The 19,146-nt window shown below is 54.9% G+C and carries 13 protein-coding genes; 3 read left to right on the plus strand and 10 right to left on the minus strand.

Going from position 1 to position 19,146, the window contains the following annotated elements; genetic code table 11:
- Window positions 1-431: 431 nt before the first annotated feature.
- Entirely contained in the window at window positions 432-2,159 is a 1,728-nt protein-coding gene (locus P1X16_RS07165) for a tetratricopeptide repeat protein (RefSeq protein ID WP_277227265.1), read from the minus strand.
- A 234-nt stretch (window positions 2,160-2,393) separates the two neighbouring features.
- Here P1X16_RS07165 and P1X16_RS07170 point away from each other — a divergent pair, with 234 nt between their 5' ends.
- On the plus strand, window positions 2,394-2,612 hold the full coding sequence (locus P1X16_RS07170) for a PspC domain-containing protein (RefSeq protein WP_245124465.1): 219 nt from the start codon (window positions 2,394-2,396) through the stop codon (window positions 2,610-2,612).
- A 71-nt stretch (window positions 2,613-2,683) separates the two neighbouring features.
- Here the strand turns inward: P1X16_RS07170 and P1X16_RS07175 are convergent, their stop codons facing one another.
- The 9 genes from P1X16_RS07175 to P1X16_RS07215 all read right to left on the minus strand — a co-directional run bounded on the left by P1X16_RS07175 (window position 2,684) and on the right by P1X16_RS07215 (window position 14,390).
- Entirely contained in the window at window positions 2,684-3,805 is a 1,122-nt protein-coding gene (locus P1X16_RS07175; protein WP_277227266.1) for a glycosyltransferase family 2 protein, read from the minus strand.
- Window positions 3,795-4,124: a YbaB/EbfC family nucleoid-associated protein gene (locus P1X16_RS07180; protein ID WP_277227267.1), complete on the minus strand. Its 330-nt coding sequence runs from the start codon at window positions 4,122-4,124 to the stop codon at window positions 3,795-3,797. Before P1X16_RS07180 ends, P1X16_RS07175 begins: the two co-directional genes overlap by 11 nt.
- A 178-nt stretch (window positions 4,125-4,302) precedes the next feature.
- On the minus strand, window positions 4,303-6,234 hold the full coding sequence (locus tag P1X16_RS07185) for a gliding motility-associated C-terminal domain-containing protein (RefSeq protein ID WP_277227268.1): 1,932 nt from the start codon (window positions 6,232-6,234) through the stop codon (window positions 4,303-4,305).
- Window positions 6,235-6,437: 203 nt separating this feature from the next.
- Window positions 6,438-7,940: a histidine ammonia-lyase gene (gene hutH / locus P1X16_RS07190; protein WP_277227269.1), complete on the minus strand. Its 1,503-nt coding sequence runs from the start codon at window positions 7,938-7,940 to the stop codon at window positions 6,438-6,440.
- Window positions 7,941-8,059: 119 nt separating this feature from the next.
- Window positions 8,060-9,469 (minus strand): histidine--tRNA ligase, encoded by a 1,410-nt coding sequence (hisS, locus tag P1X16_RS07195; RefSeq protein ID WP_277227270.1) that lies wholly within the window; start codon window positions 9,467-9,469, stop codon window positions 8,060-8,062.
- A gap of 125 nt (window positions 9,470-9,594) precedes the next feature.
- Window positions 9,595-9,945: a hypothetical protein gene (locus P1X16_RS07200; protein ID WP_277227271.1), complete on the minus strand. Its 351-nt coding sequence runs from the start codon at window positions 9,943-9,945 to the stop codon at window positions 9,595-9,597.
- 488 nt (window positions 9,946-10,433) lie between these two features.
- The gene (locus tag P1X16_RS07205; protein ID WP_277227272.1) at window positions 10,434-10,814 is read right to left on the minus strand and encodes a hypothetical protein; all 381 of its coding nucleotides are present in this window, start codon (window positions 10,812-10,814) and stop codon (window positions 10,434-10,436) included.
- A 152-nt stretch (window positions 10,815-10,966) separates the two neighbouring features.
- The gene (locus P1X16_RS07210) at window positions 10,967-11,410 is read right to left on the minus strand and encodes a carboxypeptidase-like regulatory domain-containing protein (protein ID WP_277227273.1); all 444 of its coding nucleotides are present in this window, start codon (window positions 11,408-11,410) and stop codon (window positions 10,967-10,969) included.
- A 523-nt stretch (window positions 11,411-11,933) separates the two neighbouring features.
- The gene (locus P1X16_RS07215) at window positions 11,934-14,390 is read right to left on the minus strand and encodes a TonB-dependent receptor (RefSeq protein WP_277227274.1); all 2,457 of its coding nucleotides are present in this window, start codon (window positions 14,388-14,390) and stop codon (window positions 11,934-11,936) included.
- Window positions 14,391-16,029: 1,639 nt separating this feature from the next.
- On the opposite strand from P1X16_RS07215, the gene P1X16_RS07220 reads away from it, so the two are divergent.
- Together P1X16_RS07220 and P1X16_RS07225 are read left to right on the plus strand one after the other, a co-directional pair.
- Window positions 16,030-17,631 carry a family 43 glycosylhydrolase gene (locus P1X16_RS07220; RefSeq protein ID WP_277227275.1) on the plus strand — a complete coding sequence of 534 codons (1,602 nt, stop codon included), beginning with the start codon at window positions 16,030-16,032 and terminating at the stop codon, window positions 17,629-17,631.
- Between the two features lie 260 nt (window positions 17,632-17,891).
- Window positions 17,892-19,139 carry an efflux RND transporter periplasmic adaptor subunit gene (locus tag P1X16_RS07225; RefSeq protein WP_277227276.1) on the plus strand — a complete coding sequence of 416 codons (1,248 nt, stop codon included), beginning with the start codon at window positions 17,892-17,894 and terminating at the stop codon, window positions 19,137-19,139.
- Window positions 19,140-19,146: the final 7 nt, after the last annotated feature.

Raw genomic sequence — 19,146 nt, forward strand, 5'->3', positions numbered from 1 at the left:
TTAAAACGGCTTCTGCTGCTGTGTCACTAGTTGCTAACAAATTAAGAAGCCGCCCACAACCGAACCCCAACATTTGAGACGCTTAACAGAGGATAAATCAGCTGTGTTTCTTGTTTGGCGCTCAACCACTTCAAGGCCTTAATAATTTACGCGTAGGCGATATTTCCGCTGTTGTATTCTCCTGTTTCAGTAGCCTCAGCATGCTTTGCTAAATAGAGTAGTAGCTTCTTATTTGTTGAGAATAGACCTATTCGGTTGTAAATCGTCAGAAACTCAACAGGTCTGTCATCCTGAGCTTGCGAAGGACCTTATGCCAGTAGAACGACTGTCTTAACAATGAATTGTTCAGCTATAATAAGGTCCTTCGCAAGCTCAGGATGACAGGCCCGGTGGATTCCTGAATTGCTTCAAAACAAGTATAAAGCGGATAATTACCGCAGCACTTCTAGAAACGTCTTGCTGCGGGCCATGTCCATGAATTCCAGGTCTTCGACGGCGCGCTGGGCGAACTTGCGGTCTAGCTGCACGGCGCGGCGCAGGTTTTCGCCCATTTGGGCTTCGTCTTTCTGGCGGGCGGCCACTACGGCCAGGCAGTAATAGGCCAGCGGGTCGTTGGGCTTAAGCTTGAGTGCTTCCTCGTAGATGTTGTGAGCACCCCCATAATTGCTTTTCAGCATGAAGATGAGGGCGCGGTTCATCGTGTTCTGGTAGCTTTTCGAGCTGTAGCTGAGGCTGCCGAGCGCATCATCAAGCTGACCAACTTCAATTTCCAGAGCGGCTTTGTCGGCGAAAACCTTGTCCAGCACTGGGCGGGCGCCGCCGAGCTTGATGGCGTAATCGTAGTTCTGAAGGGCTTCCAGCTTGTCGCCGGCCCGGTGGTAGGCGGTAGCCACCCGATAGAACATGGTGGCCGTAGGATTGCGGTGCGCGGCCAGCGTGAAGTTGACGCCTGCCCGGCGCAGATAAGCCCGGCGCACTTTCTCATTAACTTCTTTCTCTGAACGCTGGAGCAGTACTACCGCTAGGTTATGATAAGCTTCCCAACGCCCCGTAGCAGCCACCGAGGTTTCATAGATGCGCTGCTTTTCGGCGAGTAGTGGCGTGAGCGTGGCTGAATAGCGGAGTTCCTCGGGCGTTAGCACGTCCACTTCCACCTGCTTTTCCACTATCTTTTTCGAGAGCAGATAAATCTCGGAATCATAGCGCTTGGGCGCGCTGTATTGTACGGCCACCGTCCCGAAGCGCAACACAGGGTAGATGTATTGCTCTAGGTAATCGAAGTACGTGAGCTTGTGTAGGCTCTTTTCCTTTTGGGCGTAGGTGCCGGGCGTGTCATTGATGAGCAACAGCACCGAATCAACCTGTTGCGGCTTGAGCGCCGACTGCTGCACCTTGCTCAGGAACAAGTCCCAACGGCGGTGGTAGGCCTCGGTTTCAAAGTCAATCTCGTTGACTTTGTTGAGGTAAGAGTCGGTATCGACGCGCTTTTTGTAGTAGCGAAGCAAGGCTTGCACGCGCTTGTCGGCCAAGCGGGCGTCGCGGGTGTCGATGGAGTCGGGGGAGTGGCCCGCCACTATCATCACCTTGTCGGTGTGCTGGTTGGCTTCGATGAAGTCTTCCAGCGCAGCCACGTTGGTGCCCAAGTAATTACGAATTTCCGACTTGCCGTTGTCGAAGAAGAATGGTAGCACGCGGGTGCCGCCCATGTTGTTTTCGGCTGTTTCGGGAAGCAAGGCAATGGCCGTGTCCTGCCGCACCACCAATTGGCCAGTGCTTACAATACCGCGGGCCACGCGGGTTTCTTTGCCTTTCAGTTGCTTGCCGTTGGGCTTTAGCTCGCGCACTTCCGCCAGCGCCAGCAGTTCACCGGGGCTTTTGTTGGGGGCGTAGGGAAAGGATACCTGTTTTTTGATGATCAGCAAATCCTTCCGAACCTCGTCGTAGGTGTACTCGCCCGACTGAAACGAGAGGCGGCCTAGCGTGTCTTCGCGCAGGCCATTGTCGTAACGGTAGCGCAGGTTCAGATTGAACGCCGCGCCCTTCTGTAAGTGCTTGGCCGGCACGCGGGCGGTTACCTCGAAAAGCACGTTTTCACCGTTGGTTTCCAGCACGGTAGGCTGCACACTTACTTGTTGCCCGGCTTCTGCAACCTTGAGCATCCGGGGCAACGTACAACTAGGTAGAACGCCTGCTACAACAGCTAGCAGCGAAAGGGAAAGTAAAGGCAAAGAACTTCTCATAGGCAAACAGGCGGGCGGGAACTTCCGCAAGCAAACGAAAAAGTAGCCGGGGAAGAGGTATATTAAACGGAATTTGCGGAGACGAGCTTGTTTGGCCTAACGTATCTGCTTATTTTGTACTGAGTTAGCCACTGAACTAAACGACGAATAGCTATGAAAAAAATTACCGACTACATTGAAAAGCAGAGCTTCGGCGTCTGCAATGCACTCGGCAATCGGCTGGGTTTTTCTTCGGGCAGCGTGCGGCTATCGTTTGTGTATGCTTCGTTTTTCACGTTTGGGTCGCCCCTCGTTCTTTATTTTGCCTTGGCTTTTTGGATGAACGTACGCCGCGCCATGCGCCAGCAGCGCAGCACCGTTTGGGACTTGTAGAACCTACGGTTTCTAGCTGATTTTCAGACCTGCTTCCAATGGAGGCAGGTTTTTCTTTTTTAAGAGTGGCGCTACGTGGCCTCTAGTTCCGAAAACTTTCGTTTGCCTTGCGCGAAATACGCCCAAACTAAACTGCCTTGGTACACCGCAGGCCGTTGAGACGCTAGCAAACGCGCCGGGTAGACGCGCCGTTGCTGTTGCCAATAGCTGCGGTTGCGGTAGAAGTGCCAATGGGCGCGCAGAATAGCCTGGGCGTCAGGGACAGCGCCTTGCAGCAAGAAGCGCAGAGCGGCCACCCAATCCAGAAGTAGCCGCGTAAGCAACACGCCAGTTAATTCTGAGGCAGCCGTATTCTTGTACAGCAGAGCCAGCCCGTTGCGGAAATTGAGGTAGGTTTTGCGCGGGTTCGACTTGTGCAGCGTGCCGCCCCCGACGTGGTAGACCACGCTGCCTCCGTAGTACCACACCTCGCGCCCGGCATTCCAGAGTCGCCAGCACAAATCAATTTCCTCCATGTGCGCAAAGAAGGTCGGCTCGAATCCGTTTAGCGCGTGCCAATCTTTGGCTCTAATCATGAAGCAGGCGCCCGTAGCCCAAGCCACCGGTCTCGGGTCGTCGTACTGACCTTCGTCGGTTTCCAGGGTGTCGAAGAGGCGGCCGCGGCAGAACGGGTAGCCGAACCGGTCGAGGTAGCCCCCGCCCGCTCCGGCATACTCGAACAGCTTGCGCTGAGCCGGATCGTCGCTGTACTGACGAATTTTGGGTTGGCAGGCGGCTACGGCGGGGCGTTGCTCCAGCAAGTCGCGCTGGGGGCGCAACCAGCCCGGCGTCACTTCCACGTCGGAGTTTAGCAGCACGTAGTAGTGAAACTCGGTTTCTGACTCAGGAGAAATGGAGATGGAAGCGGGCTGCGGAGTACGTAACGCCTCGAAAGCGGCATTATAGCCTTCACAAAAGCCTAGGTTAGAAGAAAACTGGATGATGCGGACCTGTGGGAATTCCTGTTGCAGCAGTACTATCGAGTCGTCGGTAGAGGCGTTGTCGGCCACTATGATGCGGGCCCCATCAGAACAGGCAAGCACCGACGGCAAAAAACGGCGCAGCCAGGCCGCGCCGTTCCAATTCAAGACAACGACGGCCACATCTTCGCAAAGCACTGAGCCGGGGAGGGGCACCGCCAAATCAGAGGCCAAAGCCGCCAAGATCGAGGCCCGGAATATTGGGAATCAAGCCGCTGGTTTTGTTTTTCATTTCCTCCTTGGCCTTTTCGCCGGCTTCGTTGAGGGCCTTGTTGACGGCGGCAACCACCAAGTCGGACAGCATTTCCTTGTCGGACAGCAAAGAGTCGTCGATTTCTAGTTTCACAAGGCGGTGGTGGCCGTTGGCCGTAGCCCGCACCAAGCCGCCACCGGCTTCCCCAACGGCGGTTACAAACTGCATTTCCTGTTGGGCCTGCTGCATTTTCTCTTGCAACTCTTTCATTTTGCCCATCATGCCCATCATATCAAACATAGGTCGTCTTTTTCAGAGTGATTGAAAGGAAGCCAAGCCTCCCGCAGAACAAAGGTACGTCAGCAGCTAGCCGGAGATGCATGCCCCATGTATTATGGCCTGCTTGCTGCACCTATGTTTGGCGCGGACTAGGTTCATTAGGTGGCCTAAGGCCAGGCTGTTTGTATTAGCGCAGTATTTACTTAACTATCGTGACGGTGCCGCGCTGCACTACCAACTGGCCGGCTTCATCGATTGCTTCGAAGCGCCAAACAAAGGAACCTGGCACCGGCGGCTGATTGCGGACGCGGCCATCCCAAGTTTGGGAAGGATTGGTGCTTTGAAATACCTCTTGGCCGTTGCGGTCCACCACCGTGAAGCGGTACGTTTTCAGGAAACGGCCTTTCACTTCCAGCACATCGTTGAGCCCGTCGCCGTTGGGAGTGAAGGCGGTGGGCACGAAGGCTTCGAGGCGCCGCGTGACGCTGGCAATGTTGGAATAGCTAGGCCCCGGCAGACTTGCCCCGGTTATTTCGAGGCGGTAGCGTACCTGCTGCGATGTAGCGGGGGGAGCAGCATCCACGTAAGTAGTACCCGATGCTACTGGCAGGCTTCGCAGCACCGAATTATCGGGGTTTAGTACGAGCAGGCGGTAGCTCAAGCCCGTTGCCCCGCGCAACTCCGACCACGTCAGGCGCACCGAAGAGCCGCGGAAGTCAACAAGCTCGGCGGCCAGCAAGGCAGGGCAGAAGGGGGCACTATCGGCGGAGCGGTTCAAGCAATCATCAACGAAGCTGACTTGGAAACACGGAGCCGAGCCGGGGCTGAAGGTAGTAACCGATGAGTCGCGCAGACTTCGGCTGGGTGTGGTTGCTAGCTGGCGGGTGCCACTCGTGTAGGTTAACTGACCGGTGGTAGGGGCGCGGGGAACAGTAGCCGTGAGCACAATTCGGTTGCGCAAATCAAACGAGGCAAACAGGCGCGGGGTTGCTGGGGGCTGGGTAGCAGTAGCGCGCACCTGTACCTCATTCGAAACAGAGGTGCTGGTGCCAGCGAAGCGGGCCGTGAGGCGGTAAGTGTACTGTACACCGCAGGTTACTGAGGTATCGGAGTAGGCGCGGGCCGCAGGCTGCAGCGGCACGGCTACTGGCGTACCGTTGCGGGTCAGCTCGTAGGCGGTGGGGTTGTCGAGTAGTAGCCAAGTAAGCTCGTTGCGGCGCTCAGCGGGTGTAGCAGTTAGCGTCAGGGTCGCAATTGGGCTCGATGTGCTTACCGCTTCCGAGCAGGCATCGGCGGTGCGCAGGCGGTAGCGGCCCGGCTGCGCGTTGGGCACCGTGAACGAAGTGGTGCTGTTCTGCACAGCGGCAAGCAAGGGCTGATATACACCAGAGGCGTCTTCGCGCTCCACAAAATAGCGGTAGCCTGTAGCCAGCGGCGCCACATCGAGTAGAGCGTTGGCGCCTTGCAGGGTTATACTCCTGATAACAAGTGCGCTAGGAGCTGCAAGCTGCAAAATGGGCTTGGTAGCAGAGTTGGTGCACAATCTATTGTCGGTGTATCGTCCCGTAACAGTAACGGAATTGGCGCCGGCAGGCACCGGGTAGCTGACTATGGCGCCCGGTGCAGCCGTAACGGGCGTGCCACTGCCAATTTGCACATCATAACTGTCGTAGGGGGTGTCTGGCAGGGTAACCTGTACTGAACCTGGGGCGCAGGCTGCTACCGTGAAGTTGGGGGCCGGGCTGTCGACTACCTGAAATACTTGGTAGTAGATAGTAGAAATAGACCCCCCAACGGCCTGGCTGTTTTCGGTTACGGTGATAAATCCTGCCTGGGTGGGAGTATAAGTTGTGGAAGCCGGTACAAAGCCGGGGCCGCAGGGATTGGGTAGTACCGCATTGCCTTGCGTTACTTGGTACGTGTACACCAAGCTAAGGTCGCGGCTAGAGCAGGGAGTGAAGCGTACGGGGCGGCCAACGCAAAGCCGATCCACTACGGTACCCGTGCGCGCATCCGTCACTTCGAAAGTACACGCAGGAGCATTAGGAGTAACCGGACAAGTTTGCGCCTGCACCACTTCCGCTAACAACGACGTGCAGCCGATAAACAGCCAGAAAAGTAAGGATTTCACAAAAGGCATGTAACGCGGAAAACCAACCAGAAGATAAATGCTTGCTCGATGCTAGAAGAACGTCTTTCCTGTTTTAGGATGGTCTCACTGACGCCTTTCCCCCAAAGGTAGGGCTACAGCCAAGACGCCGAAGCCAACCGACGTCTGATCAGTTAGACCCAGCCAGGCAAAAGCACTTTAGTAACCCACAAACAAAGAAAATATTATACCCACTCGTACGCCCGTACGAAAGCTACGGCAGCTTGCAGATCGGGGTAGAGCACCCGGTCGCGGCTCACAAAGTTGACTTTGGCACGAAAAGCAGTTAGCACTTGCTCTAGCGCTTCTGAGGTGCGAGCGGGTCGGCGGAAGGCTAGTGCTTGAACCGCTGTGAGCAGCTCAATAGCCAAAATCTGCTCGACGTTGCCAACTACCCGTAGTGCCTTGGTGGCGGCGTTGGCGCCCATGCTCACGTGGTCTTCCTGGCCGTTGCTGCTGACTATGCTGTCCACCGAGGCCGGGGTGCAGAGCTGCTTGTTTTCGCTCACGATGCCCGCGGCTGTGTACTGCGGAATCATCAATCCCGAATTCAAGCCTGGCTCTGCTACCAGGAAGGGCGGCAGACCCCGTTGGCCACTGAGGAGCTGGTAAGTACGCCGTTCGGAAATGCTGCCTAGTTCGGCGGTAGCTATAGCCAGCATATCCAGGGCCAGCGCTAGTGGCTGCCCGTGGAAGTTGCCGCCGCTCAAAATCAGGTCGTCGTCGGGGAAGAGGTTGGGGTTATCGGTAACGGAGTTGCACTCTGTTTCCAGTACTTGCTGCACGTAGGTTAGCGCGTCGCGAGAGGCACCGTGTACCTGGGGCAGGCAGCGGAAAGAGTAGGGGTCTTGAACCGCTTTTTTGGGTTGCTGCTGCAACTCGCTGCCGCGTAGTAGCTCCCGAATGCGCTGCGCTACCAATTGCTGCCCGGCGTGGGGGCGGATGCGGTGCAAACGCTCATCAAATGGCTCACTGCGCCCATCAAATGCCTCCAACGACAAGGCACCGAGCACATCAGCGGCATCGAGCAGGCGCTGTACCCGCAGCAAGCAGTGCACGCCATAAGCCAACATAAACTGCGTGCCGTTGAGCAGCGCCAGCCCCTCCTTGGCTTCTAATGTGAGAGGCGTCCAACTGAAAAGACTAAACGCATCGGCGGCGGCGAGGCGGTAGCCTTGGTAGTTCACTTCGCCGAGGCCTATCAGCGGCAAGCACAGATGAGCCAGCGGCGCCAAGTCACCGCTGGCACCCAACGAGCCTTGCTGGTACACCACCGGCAAAATCTCGCGGTTGTAGCAGTCTAGCAGGCGTTGTACGGTGGCTAACTGCACGCCGCTGTGGCCGTAGCTTAAGCTTTGCGCTTTTAGCAGCAGCATGAGCCGCACTATTTCGGCTGGCACCTCGGCGCCGGTGCCACACGCGTGCGACATCATTAAGTTGACTTGCAACTGGCTCCGGTCGGCGGGCGAAATGCTGGTGTTGCAAAGCGCCCCGAAACCCGTGTTGATGCCATACACCGGCGTATCGGAGTCTTCTATGCGCTTGTGCAGGTAGCTATAGCAGTCCTCGATGCGCTGGCGGGCTTCCGCAGAAATCGTAATGCGGGTGTTGTCGCGGAGCAGGTGCCGGAGGGTAGCCAGATCGAGGCGGGCGGAAGGGGTAAGGGCGTAATCGTCGTTGTGGGGCATGGGTGGGGAAATGCAGCGGGTGGCTGGGTGGAATCTCAAAAGTGAGTTTTTCCGAGGGAATAGAAAAGGCGCCGCCGCTCTAGCAAGCTAAAGCGGCGGCGCCTTTTCTGATGTAGTTACTAGTTGGTTAGCTCCGTCAGTACTTCTTCTAAGAAGAGCAGCTTTTCTTCGCCGGTACCCATGTTTTTCAGTTTAAATTTATCGGCGATCCGCTCTTCCGAGCCTTGCAGCAGCACATACGGAATACCCTTTTGGTCGGCATATTGTAATTGCTTCTTGAGCTTGCCTGCTTCCGGGTACAGCTCACTGGCTACTCCGGCTTCGCGTAGTTGGCGCAAGGCTGGCAGCACGGCCAGCTCGGCTTCCTCATCGAAGTTGGCTACCAAGCAGCGCGTGGTAGTAGCCACAGCAGGCGGGAACAGATTTAGCTCGTCCAGGCAGTCGTAGAGCCGGTCCACACCAAACGAGAAGCCTACCCCCGACACGCCCGGCAACCCAAAGGCCCCAGTGAGGTTGTCGTAGCGGCCGCCGCCGCTCACGCTGCCCATATTCACGTTGTTGATCTTGATTTCGAAGATGCAGCCGGTGTAATAGCTCAGGCCGCGGGCCAGGGTCACGTCGAAATCCAGGTGGTTGAACTCCGTGAACTGGAAGCTCTGCAGATACTCGTACACCCGCTTCAGGTCTTGCAGGCCCTTGTAGCCGTCGGTAGTAGCGTTGTCGGCGTCAACGCCCGCCGTAACGAAGCCAGCTAGGAGCCGCTCCAGCTTTTCCTCGAAGCTGCCTTCTACACCTAATAAGGCAAAGAGCTTGCCCATGGCTTCTTCCGAAAAACCACGGTCGGCCAATTCCTTTCGTACACCTTCCACGCCAATCTTGTCGAGCTTGTCGATGGCCGTGAACAGGTCCACTTCGGTGCCTTCGCCGCCGAGTGCCTGATAGATGTTTCGCAGTACCCCGCGGTGGTTGATTTTAATGGTGAAATCCGTCAGGCCCAGCGTGTTCAATACCTCGCACATCATGAGCACGATTTCCGCCTCGCAGAGCAGCGAGTTGGTGCCCACCACGTCGGCATCGCACTGATAAAACTCGCGGTAGCGGCCGCGCTGTGGCCGGTCGGCGCGCCAAACCGGCTGAATTTGGTAGCGCTTGAACGGAAAGGTGAGCGTGTTGCGGTTCATTACCACGTAGCGCGCAAACGGTACGGTGAGGTCGTAGCGCAAGCCTTTTTCGGCTACCTTGGGTAGCACACGCCGAGTGGCTTTGCCGTCTTCGTTGGTTAAGTCTGCCGCGCTAACGTCTTTTAAAAAGTCACCGGAGTTGAGAACCTTGAACAAAAGCTGGTCGCCTTCGTCGCCGTATTTTCCCGTCAGTACCGATAGGTTTTCGAGCGTTGGCGTCTCAAGTGGAGCGTAGCCAAACTTCTCGAATGTCCGGCGAATAATGCCGAAGATATAGTTGCGGCGGGCCACCACGGCCGGGCCAAAGTCGCGGGTGCCTTTGGGAATGCTAGGTTTTGGGGTGCTCATCAGGAAACAAATAGAAGCAGATCGGAGCGCAAAACTACGCAAACCGCGCGGCGGTACCCGTCCTCACCTCGATTAAGTGAAGCCACTGCCACTTTTTATCTTATATGCTTTATCGTTTCAGCAAGCTAATGCGGAGCGTTTATTTCATCTACTGCATCTAATAACGAGGGCACTAACACGGGCTGAGAGGCCGCATCCAGGTTAAGAAAATGGTGGCTCACTGCGTTGGGAACGTGACACAGCACCAAGCGCCGGCTTTGGGTGCGGAGCATGAAGGCGTAAGCCAACAGCAAATCCACGGCTTCTTCGGTTAGCCGTTCCACCAAACTGCAATCCACTAGCACAGCGCGTTTTTCGCTGCGGCTGGCACGGTGTAGCGCGCGGGTAAGTTTTACTTCGCCTTGCTGGCAGGCAATATCAGGGGAGAGAATCAGCAGAAACCCATTAGGGAGCATTTCCCGGTAGACGTCAAGCATTCGCGAGATAACAGGATTTGAATAAGAACCGCACTAAACCAATCTTATAGAACTTATCCGGAAGAATAGGTTCGTTGTCAACCGTCATTCGGCTGCGAAGATCGAGGATTTTACCGTGTATAGTTGGCTTTAGTTACCTCTCTAATAACGATTCTGATAGCATTTATACTTTTTATTGTTCAAGGACAATAACATGGTTTTCGCTCGTCGCAATCAGGTCAGAACCATCTGTTAAAGTAGAATATATCTCAGTAAGCTCAGGCCGCGCAGGTAGCGCGTTGACTATTAATGCTATACATACATAGGTGTGAAGCTCAACGTTAGCAACGTATTTGCTATGTACCAGATCTTTAGCTTGCGTAAAAGCGGAAGCCCCCGCTTATCAACATAATTCGTCGTGCGATTATGTCGATAAGCGGGGGCTTTCAGGGGTGCTGCTACCTGCCTGGAAGGATATTATTGCGCGGTAGAGCCGGTGCCGGCTTCAATTAGCGAGCGGCATATTCCCGCAAGGTGTGCCGATTCAGGGCAACCAGCTTGGTCGAAACCATAGAGTTAGACTGCATCCGCTGTACTTGCTGAAGGGTAGCACCGAGCATCTTGGCTACACGGCGGTGCGAAGCGCGGCTCTTGCAGGCGTCGAGGCACAAACCATCTACACGCTCTTCATACAGCAGCTCATGCTTGTCGTTGAAGAACTGCACTACCGTATGGTCGCGGTTGCTTTGGTCGGTTACCAAGCTCCAGTAGCCTGACTTTGCAATCATAGGGGCTTCGGAATAAACCACTTTTTGGGCCATAGCCATGGTGGCAGAAAGCATGAGCATCAAGCACACCAAACTCAAACGGGAAATCAGGGAAGTTTTCATGACGGAAAAGAGATTTAAGAATAAGAAGTAGGAAGGGAAAGGAGAAATTTTGGAAACAGGGTGCCAGGCTAGGCCGATGCTAGGCGCCAAGCAATTGAAAATTAACATTCAAGAAAGAAGGGTGGGCCAACTAGAGCAGTAGGCCGAGGGGGCTAAGCGGCGGGCTTAACTGCCGCAGGTTTCGCCTCCACTTGCTGGGCTACTACACTGGTATTGCGGCTACCCGTTACGGTGGGCTGAGTCGAGGAAGAACGGAGCGTGAGCACGCCCATTTGGTGGCGGTTGTGCAGGGCCCGGAGCGCAATGGTTGGTTGCTGGGGCTGATAGCCGAGGACGGTCGTTTTCACTACGTACTCGCCAATGGGCACTCTGCGAAAGTGAAAGTTGCCTTGCGCATCGGTGGTGCCAGTAGCGGCTACGCGGTTGTCGGTGGCGCGGAGCAGTACTACGCTAGTATGCGGAATGGGCTCTTTGGTGTCACCATCGCGCAGGCTGCCGGAAAGAGTGCCTGAGCTGAGGAGGTGGGCTGATAGTTGCAACCCGGACATGAACAGAATGAAAGCAAGCAAGGAGCGGTTTACGAAGGAAGTTTTCATGGCGATGTTGACGAAAAAAGAGCACAAAGAGCCACCTGCCGACCAACCTGACGCTGCAGGTCTGCCGATAAAAACAGGAGCAATAAGAAAGAGAGTGAAGAGTCGGGCCCAAGGAAACCACTTGCTTGGCCAGCAAGCAGCCTGGGACAAAGCGCCACCACGTGCGGTGGGGCATCTTCGGCGGGCGGGTGGCCGTGACCTTACCGGGAGGTAGAAGTCGCCGCGGGCCGAAGCAGGAGCGGGAAAGAACGGCGGAAGTAGCTAGCTGTCTGCCGGGGAGATGCGCAACTGCCTATATAGATGGAAGCTGTTGGAGAAAAGATGCCTGCGTGACGAAAAATATTTTCAACATTTTGCTACAGTTTCTCTGAGGTGGAAAAGCAAGCGTAATCGAGCTTTTTTCTGGGGCCAGTAGCATAATGATGTCACCTTTAATAGCTGGTTTATGATGTGGATACCGCCCTAATCCGCGGACGTTACAGGGAAAGAAAAATAATTTTTGTGCGGTGTAAGTATTGGTCAATTACCCACCGAAGCCACCGCCGCCACCTTGGGGCTGGTTCTCAATCTTCTTCGGGGGCTTATTGGACCCGAGGTACCAAGAGAAGCCTAGGTAGCCCACCCGCGACTCCCACTTGTTGTAGTAGCGGGCCCGGAAATCGGTGCCAGCATTCGTGGTGTACACTTCCGTCAGGTTGCGTTGGGTGTTAAACAAGTCGCTCACCCGCAGAGTCAGGGCGCCCCGGTCGTTGAATAGGCGCTGGCGTAGTGCTACATCAACAGAGCCCACTGGTGCAAGGCGGCCTTGCGTGGTAATCACGGCAGCGCGGTAGTTGCCAGTTACTTGCACATCCAGCTTCGGAGTAGGCGTGAAGCTGTTCATCAGGCGGGCCGTGCCCGACACAGTGCGGCGGCTCGATTCGTTGCCCGTGGCTGCGGTTACGTTGGTTTGAAACAACGAGCCGCTGGCCGTCAGGCGCCACCAGCTGGTGAGAGGCTGGTTGTAGGACAACTCGCCTCCAAAGCTAGTTGCCTGGCCGAAGTTGTCGGCGTAGGTGGCCGTAATAACTGCGCCGTTGCCGTAGAGGCGAGTGGCCGTGGTATCTACCCGCACCAAGCGCTGAATGGCATTAGTGGTTTGCCGATAGAACACCGTGGAGTTGAGCGAAGCTTTGCCTATCGTCACCTGATGCCCTAGCTCGAAGGCATTGATGTACTCGGGTCGGAGCGTAGGGTCGCCGATACGGTAGGTGCGCTGGTCTTGGTAGAGCGGGAAAGCCAGCAACTGCATGAAGCCGGGGCGGTTGAGGCGGCGCGAGTAGCTAAGCTGTACGCGCTGGTCGGCGGTGGGCAGCGTCCGGACGACGGTAGCCGAGGGGAACAGGTTGAGGTAGTTAAGCTTGAACTTGCCAGTGCCACCTTCTACTTGGCCGCTGGTGTTGGTATATTCAGCCCGCACCCCGCCTTGCACCCGCCATTTGCCTAGTTCGTGCTGGGTATTAACGTAGCCTGCTTGTGTGTATTCGCGGAATTCGTAGGCATACGACCGGTCGGCAATTCGCTCCACGCTCGGTCCGTCGGCGGCTTGGCGCAAGAAATCATCGGTACCGTCGTTGCGCATAATCTGTCCTTTTAAACCAGCCTCGACGCGGCTTTTGTCGCTTAGGGGATGCACATAATCGGTCTGATAAGAAGCGGCATTGAGCGTTACGTCCAGGTCTTGCTTCCACTCGCGCAGGTCGATAGAACCTTCCGTGTTGCGCTGCCCAACCACTACATCGGCCAGCAAATTGGTGTACGAAACATTAGCAGTCCATTCGCGGCCCTTGTGGGCATCCCAGGTGTGGCGGTAATCCACTGAGGCCTCCGTGTTCATAACGTCTTCCGTCACCGCGAAAGAACTGCTAATGCGGTTGGTGCCCGTGGCATCCGTCAGCGTAGCGAGTTGGTTGCCGGTGTTGAGACCTTTGTTTTTGTTAGGCTCCACCGACACAGTCAGGCTTTGCTCTGGCGAAATGGTGTAGTCGAAGCCAAGGCGGCCCGAGTGCGTTTCGTTGTGGCGGCGGTTGGTCCCGTTTTGGTCGACGCGCAGTTCCTGGCCCTCCAAAATGGTGGTTTGCTTGCTGTTCATCAAGCTCCGATACCGGTCGTCGCGGAAGTCATACGAGCCAAACCAGTTGATTTTACCGGCGCGACGGTTTAAGCTGAGGCTGGTGTTGTATTTGTCGCGGGTGCCTAGGTTTAGGGTGGCCTGGCCGTTCCAGCCGTCTTTCTTCTGCTTTTTCAGGATGATGTTGATCACCCCGCCTCCACCGGCTGCATCGTAGCGGGCCGAAGGATTGGTAACGACTTCCACCTTCTCAATGGAGCTAGCCGGAATTTGTTCTAGCCGGTTGCCTCCCGTTGCCGTGTTGGTGGGCTTGCCATCGATAAGAATGGTGATGTTGCTGCTGCCCCGCATGCTCACTGTTCCGTCGGGCGATACGGCTACCGAAGGCACATTTTGCAGCACATTTACGGCCGTACCGCCTACGCTGCTTAAATCCTTTTCTACGTTGATTACCTTCTTATCAAGGCTTTCCTCTACAGTAGCCCGCTCGCCCTGCACCGTCACGCCAGCTAGTTGGGTGGCCGTAGGAGCAAGTTTCAGGGCGCCGAGCCGAGCCGCAGGAGCGGTTCCGGTAAGCGTAACCAATTGGCGCAGGGGTTTGTAACCAAGAACAGTAGCCTTCAGCATATACTGCCCGGCTGCTACTTTCGCCAACTCGAAGGCCCCGTTGTCTGCGGTTTGGGCTCCGGCTACAAAACTGCTGTCGCCGTGTGCTTGCAGTAGCACCACGCTGGCGAAAGAAAGCGGCTGTCCGGTTTTCTGGTCGAGCAAAGTACCCGAAACAGAGCCGGTAGTAGTGCCAACCGCCACCTTAGTAGATGCCACGTTCTGAGCGCGCAGTTCCAGAGCAGAGAGGCTAAGTGCAGACATAGTGAGGAGGCCCAGGCACCGGAGTGCATGGTTGGTAGGAGAGGAAGTCATCGGAAGTGGTGAGTAGAATGGAACGAATCAGGCAATGAAGTGCCGTTCCAGGCGGCCGCGGCTCCGCTAGGTGGCTAATTGCAGAAATTCAAGCACAGTGAAGAAGGATGCATTTGGCACGAAGCCAGGCATCAAGCGGCCGAAACACGGTAAGCGGCGGAGTGAAACAACTGTTTCTCTCGGGCCGCCTGGCAACCCACCCGATTGGTGAGCTGGTGTCCGGCGTCTGCTGCGGTGGCACCCCGGTAGAGGCCAGTGGCGCGGCAGAGAGATTATCTACTTAATGATCCAAAGGTAACAGAAGGTACTATGTGACGCAAGGTACCTTCGATAAATAATTTTTGAAGCTGACAAAATGTGGTCCTAGAATTTGAACTATACAGCTTACCCATGGCGTTCTATGCCTCTTCTAGCCCTAGTGAATAGCATTCCTTTAAAATATCGAAGAGCGAAATAATTTGCTTTTCCTATTTAGCTAAGACGATTCTCGCTTACTATTCCTCTGAAATCTTATCCATAATTCAAGGCTCGCCAGATGTGCGTCACCCCAAAGTGTTGCCCAAACTTCAGCCATAGTACACGGCCATTTCACTCTTACCTTATCAGAGTGCGGGCAATATGCTCCTCGTTAAGCCTCGATATATACAGTGAACTGCTCTCTCGTTCATCTATACACGAGCTATCCGCTACGGCACATGTGCTAAGTAGAGCGCTTGCAGCGGGCTGCTGAAGAAGTAACTCCTTGAACAATGACGCTCAGAAGTGTTAATACCTGACTAAGGCTCCGACTCCCTTTGCCTTGATGCTCTATTTAGCTATAAACAATAGCGAGATGCACTGGCCGGACGTAACTAAAGTGGAAGCAGTCGTAGCAGCACAATAGAAAGTAACCAAGGCCAGTGTTGATGGAAGTTGTATTTGGAGGCTGGCAGTAAAGTGCGTTACCGTGCTTCTACCTTATAATAAAGCAACTGTTAAGGCATTTTTGTCGGGATTCTCTTCTGCCAAGAAGATAATTTTTCAAATGCCCGAATTTTTTTTGTAGCCTCCCACGCATGAGCTTCTAAGTCAATCGAGGCTCGAAGCTTCAAAATATAGGTAAATTTATAATTTTTTATAAGCAGAGTTATTGAATCTGCTATGGATTGGCCCGAAATATGTAGGTAAAGGTAACTGTGAGGTTGAAAGATAAAAATGCTGCCCTTGCGTGCTGTTAGGGTATTCTAGGTAAATGTTTACCTTTGAATTACGAAACAGTGTTGTTGGAAACAGAAGCGCGGAAGTTGATGATGTGTATTAAGAACTCTGGAAAAATCTAACTTTATGAATCTTACAACAGATAGATCTTTTCAGGGAACTGAAATCAACTGGAATGCCTTTACCAGCGTCAATGAATTTCTAGTTCTAGCTCTTCCCAACGGTATTTCTCTGTTAACTCCCGCTCTCGAACTTGTGTGGACCCCGACCGTTGGGTTAGCATAACACCCCGACTATTTCATAAAGATCTGGCTGCGAACTACTCTAGCGGCTTATTCTTTCATTGCTGCCTAGCACTTCTCTCTCTTTTCACTCTTTGTTCTCTTCTGTTGTGTCTTTCGAAGTAGAAACACCAGCTCAGATCGTAACGCCTGCCACTTCTCTTTCAACGGATTGTGCGCCCGTTACCGCTACCAACACGGCCATTAGTGCGGCGCCTGCTGTTGAAACAGCGCCCGTTACTTCCTACGCCAACGTTGTATTGCCCGGTGATTTTCCCGACCCGACTATTGCCAAAATTGGGGATACCTATTGGGCTAGCGCCACTTCGGCGGAGTGGGGACCCGTATTCCCACTCTTCAAATCCACCAATTTGGTGGACTGGCAGCTAGTTAGCCACGTTTTTCCAACCAATGATTCGCTGCCAGAGTGGACGGAAGCCAACTTTTGGGCTCCCGAGATTTTTCACGAGAACGGCAAAACATACGTTTATTATACTGCCCGCAAGAAAGGCGGCCCGTTGGCTATAGGTGTAGCCAGCGCCGACGATCCAGCCGGCCCTTATACCGACCACGGCCCATTAGTAGCGCAGCGGTACGGCTCCATCGACGGCTTCCCGATGCGCGACGAGAAGGGCGACTTGTACTTGGTGTGGAAAGAAGACGGTAACGCATACAAGAAGCCTACCCCGATCTGGGCGCAGCGTATCAACGCCACGCACACCAAGCTAGTGGGTAAGAAAGTGGAGTTGTTCCGCAACGACGCTCCGTGGGAAGGCTGCTTGGTAGAAGGCTCTGCCATTGTGCGCCACAACAATTACTTCTACATGTTCTATGCTGGCAATGGCTGCTGCGGTAAGTGCTGCACCTATGCTACCGGCGTGGCTCGTGCCGAAAGCCTGCTAGGCCCTTGGGAGAAGTGCCCTGAAAACCCGATTCTCAAGAAGAACACCACTTGGAAGTGCCCCGGGCACGGTACGGTAGCCGAGTTCGAAGGCCGCTGGTTCTTGCTGCACCACGCGTACCATGTGCAGAGCCACGAGTTTGTGGGTCGGCAAGGTATCTTGAGCGAGTTCACTTGGAACGAGGAAGGCTGGCCTGAGTTTGAAGGCAAAAGCCCACAGGCAGCCCCGTTGCACGACGTAAGCATCCTGAACGTAACCGACAACTTCGAGGGTAACTGCTTAGCAGGTACTTGGCAGTGGCCAATCGGGCGTGAGCCTGAAGTAGGCGTGAGCGACGGGCAACTGCTGCTCACCGCTAGCCCAACCGGCATGGGTTCTATTGTTGCACAGCGCACATTTACGGCCACTTATAAGGTAACTACCGCCGTGGAGCTAAGCTCACTTGAGCCTGCTACTTTCGCTGGTCTATCGGCCATTGGTGACCCAAACAACGCCTTGGCTCTGGTAGTTGGTGACGGTACGCTGCAAGTGTGGTCGGTGAAAGGTGGTAAGCACGAAAGCATCACCAAGATTGATCTGCCAACCGGCAAAACCGTCAATCTGCGTCTGGAGTCGTGGGGCGGCCAGCGCTTCCGCTTCACTTACAACGTGGACGGTAGCTCTTGGCAGCCGGTTGTACTCGACAGCTTCGCGCTCAACGGTACGTATCTGCCACCTTGGGACCGGGGTATCCGGGTGGGCTTGTTGGCACAAGGTCCTGCTACTTCTACTGTGGCCTTCAACCAGTTTACCATTCGTAACCAGCGGTAGCCTAAGTAAGCGAGTAGCCAAGCTTCGGCTAGGTTCTTAGTAAGCTTACTAACTACATAAACAACAAAGCCCGGTCACTTAGGTGACTGGGCTTTGTTGTTTTCCAGCTTTTCACTTTCGAACACTCTGTCCATAAATGGACATGTTTCTTGATTGCTACAAAGGTAAGACTGATTGCAAAGCATTGAAAATGAAAACTTTGTAATAATGGCACATCCCTTGGCTGACAGAAGAGGAAACCTTTCCTCTCCTGTACGAAAATGGACAGAGCAATTTCAACTTCTACTTTACAGCGCCGCCAACGTCGCAACTGGTTTATCGGAAGCGGCATAGTCTTTTTGTTGGTAGCGGGGCTGCTGGCTTTTCGGGGAGCCCTAAAGCCAAGTCTAAAGCGCAGCGCCATCCTTACCGCTACCACCGAGACTGGGGATGTGGAAGCGGCCCTCACCGCCTCGGGGCTCATTATTCCGGCTTACGAAGCTGTGATTACCAGTCCCATCCAAAGCACTATTCGGCGGGTAGCTGTGGCCGTGGGCAGCAAGGTGCAACCCGGCCAAACTATCCTGGAACTGGACAAGGAACTGACCACTTCAGCGCTAGCCAAGCTCCAAGACGAGCAGCAGCAAAACCGCATCAAGAACAGCCAGCTACAACTAACCCTGGAAAAGGCCCTAAACGACCTTCGCTCCCAGGAACAGGTACAGCAGGTGAAAGTCCGTAGCCTGCAGTCGACGCTGCGCGACGAGCAATATCTGCTAAAGATTGGAGGTGGCACCTCCGAAAGCGTGCGTCAGGCCGAGCTAAACTTGAAAGTTGCGCAGCTAGAACTACAGCGCCTAGGAGAGCAAATCCGCAACCAGCGAGCCGCCAATGCCGCGGATGTGCGGGAATTAGGCTTCACCATGCAGATTCAGGACCGTAGCATTGCGGAACTCGCCAGCAAACTTGCGCAAGCCAACATCAGCAGCCAACAAGCAGGCGTGCTTACGTGGGTGAATGAAGACCTGGGTACCACCGTGCAGGCCGGCGACGCCCTAGCGCGGATAGCCGACCTGAGCCGGTTTCGAGTGCGCGCCACCATTTCCGATAATTACGCCGATGCCCTCCACCTCGGCGACCCAGTAGTGGTTCGCATCAATGATACCGACCTGCGCGGCACCATCAGCACCATTAGTCCGGCCGTGGACAAAGGCGTGGTTTCTTTCTATGCCTCGTTGGTGAAAGACCACCATCCGGGGCTGCGTTCCAACTTGCGGGCCGATGTATTCGTGGTGACCAAGGCGCATCATAATGTAGTGCGAGTTAAGAACGGTCCCTTCTACCAAGGCGGCAAAGAGCAGCCGGTATTCGTGGTGCGCGACGGCAAGCTACTACGGCGTACGGTGCAGTTTGGCGACAGCAATTTCGACTTCGTGGAAGTGAAAAGTGGCCTGCGAGCCGGCGAAGAAATAGTGGTGTCCGACATGAAGGACTACCTCGACACTCCCGAATTCACCCTCAACGACTAAGCGGCTC

The organism is Hymenobacter sp. YC55, from assembly GCF_029433095.1.
GTDB lineage: Bacteria > Bacteroidota > Bacteroidia > Cytophagales > Hymenobacteraceae > Hymenobacter.

Coding starts and splice junctions, on each gene's coding strand:
- P1X16_RS07165 (WP_277227265.1), bottom strand. CDS start 2,159: ATGCTCAAGGTTGCAGAAGCCGGGCAACAAGTAAGTGTGCAGCCTACC.
- P1X16_RS07170 (WP_245124465.1), top strand. CDS start 2,394: ATGAAAAAAATTACCGACTACATTGAAAAGCAGAGCTTCGGCGTCTGC.
- P1X16_RS07180 (WP_277227267.1), bottom strand. CDS start 4,124: ATGTTTGATATGATGGGCATGATGGGCAAAATGAAAGAGTTGCAAGAG.
- hutH (WP_277227269.1), bottom strand. CDS start 7,940: ATGCCCCACAACGACGATTACGCCCTTACCCCTTCCGCCCGCCTCGAT.
- hisS (WP_277227270.1), bottom strand. CDS start 9,469: ATGAGCACCCCAAAACCTAGCATTCCCAAAGGCACCCGCGACTTTGGC.
- P1X16_RS07200 (WP_277227271.1), bottom strand. CDS start 9,945: ATGCTTGACGTCTACCGGGAAATGCTCCCTAATGGGTTTCTGCTGATT.
- P1X16_RS07205 (WP_277227272.1), bottom strand. CDS start 10,814: ATGAAAACTTCCCTGATTTCCCGTTTGAGTTTGGTGTGCTTGATGCTC.
- P1X16_RS07210 (WP_277227273.1), bottom strand. CDS start 11,410: ATGAAAACTTCCTTCGTAAACCGCTCCTTGCTTGCTTTCATTCTGTTC.
- P1X16_RS07215 (WP_277227274.1), bottom strand. CDS start 14,390: ATGTCTGCACTTAGCCTCTCTGCTCTGGAACTGCGCGCTCAGAACGTG.
- P1X16_RS07225 (WP_277227276.1), top strand. CDS start 17,892: ATGGACAGAGCAATTTCAACTTCTACTTTACAGCGCCGCCAACGTCGC.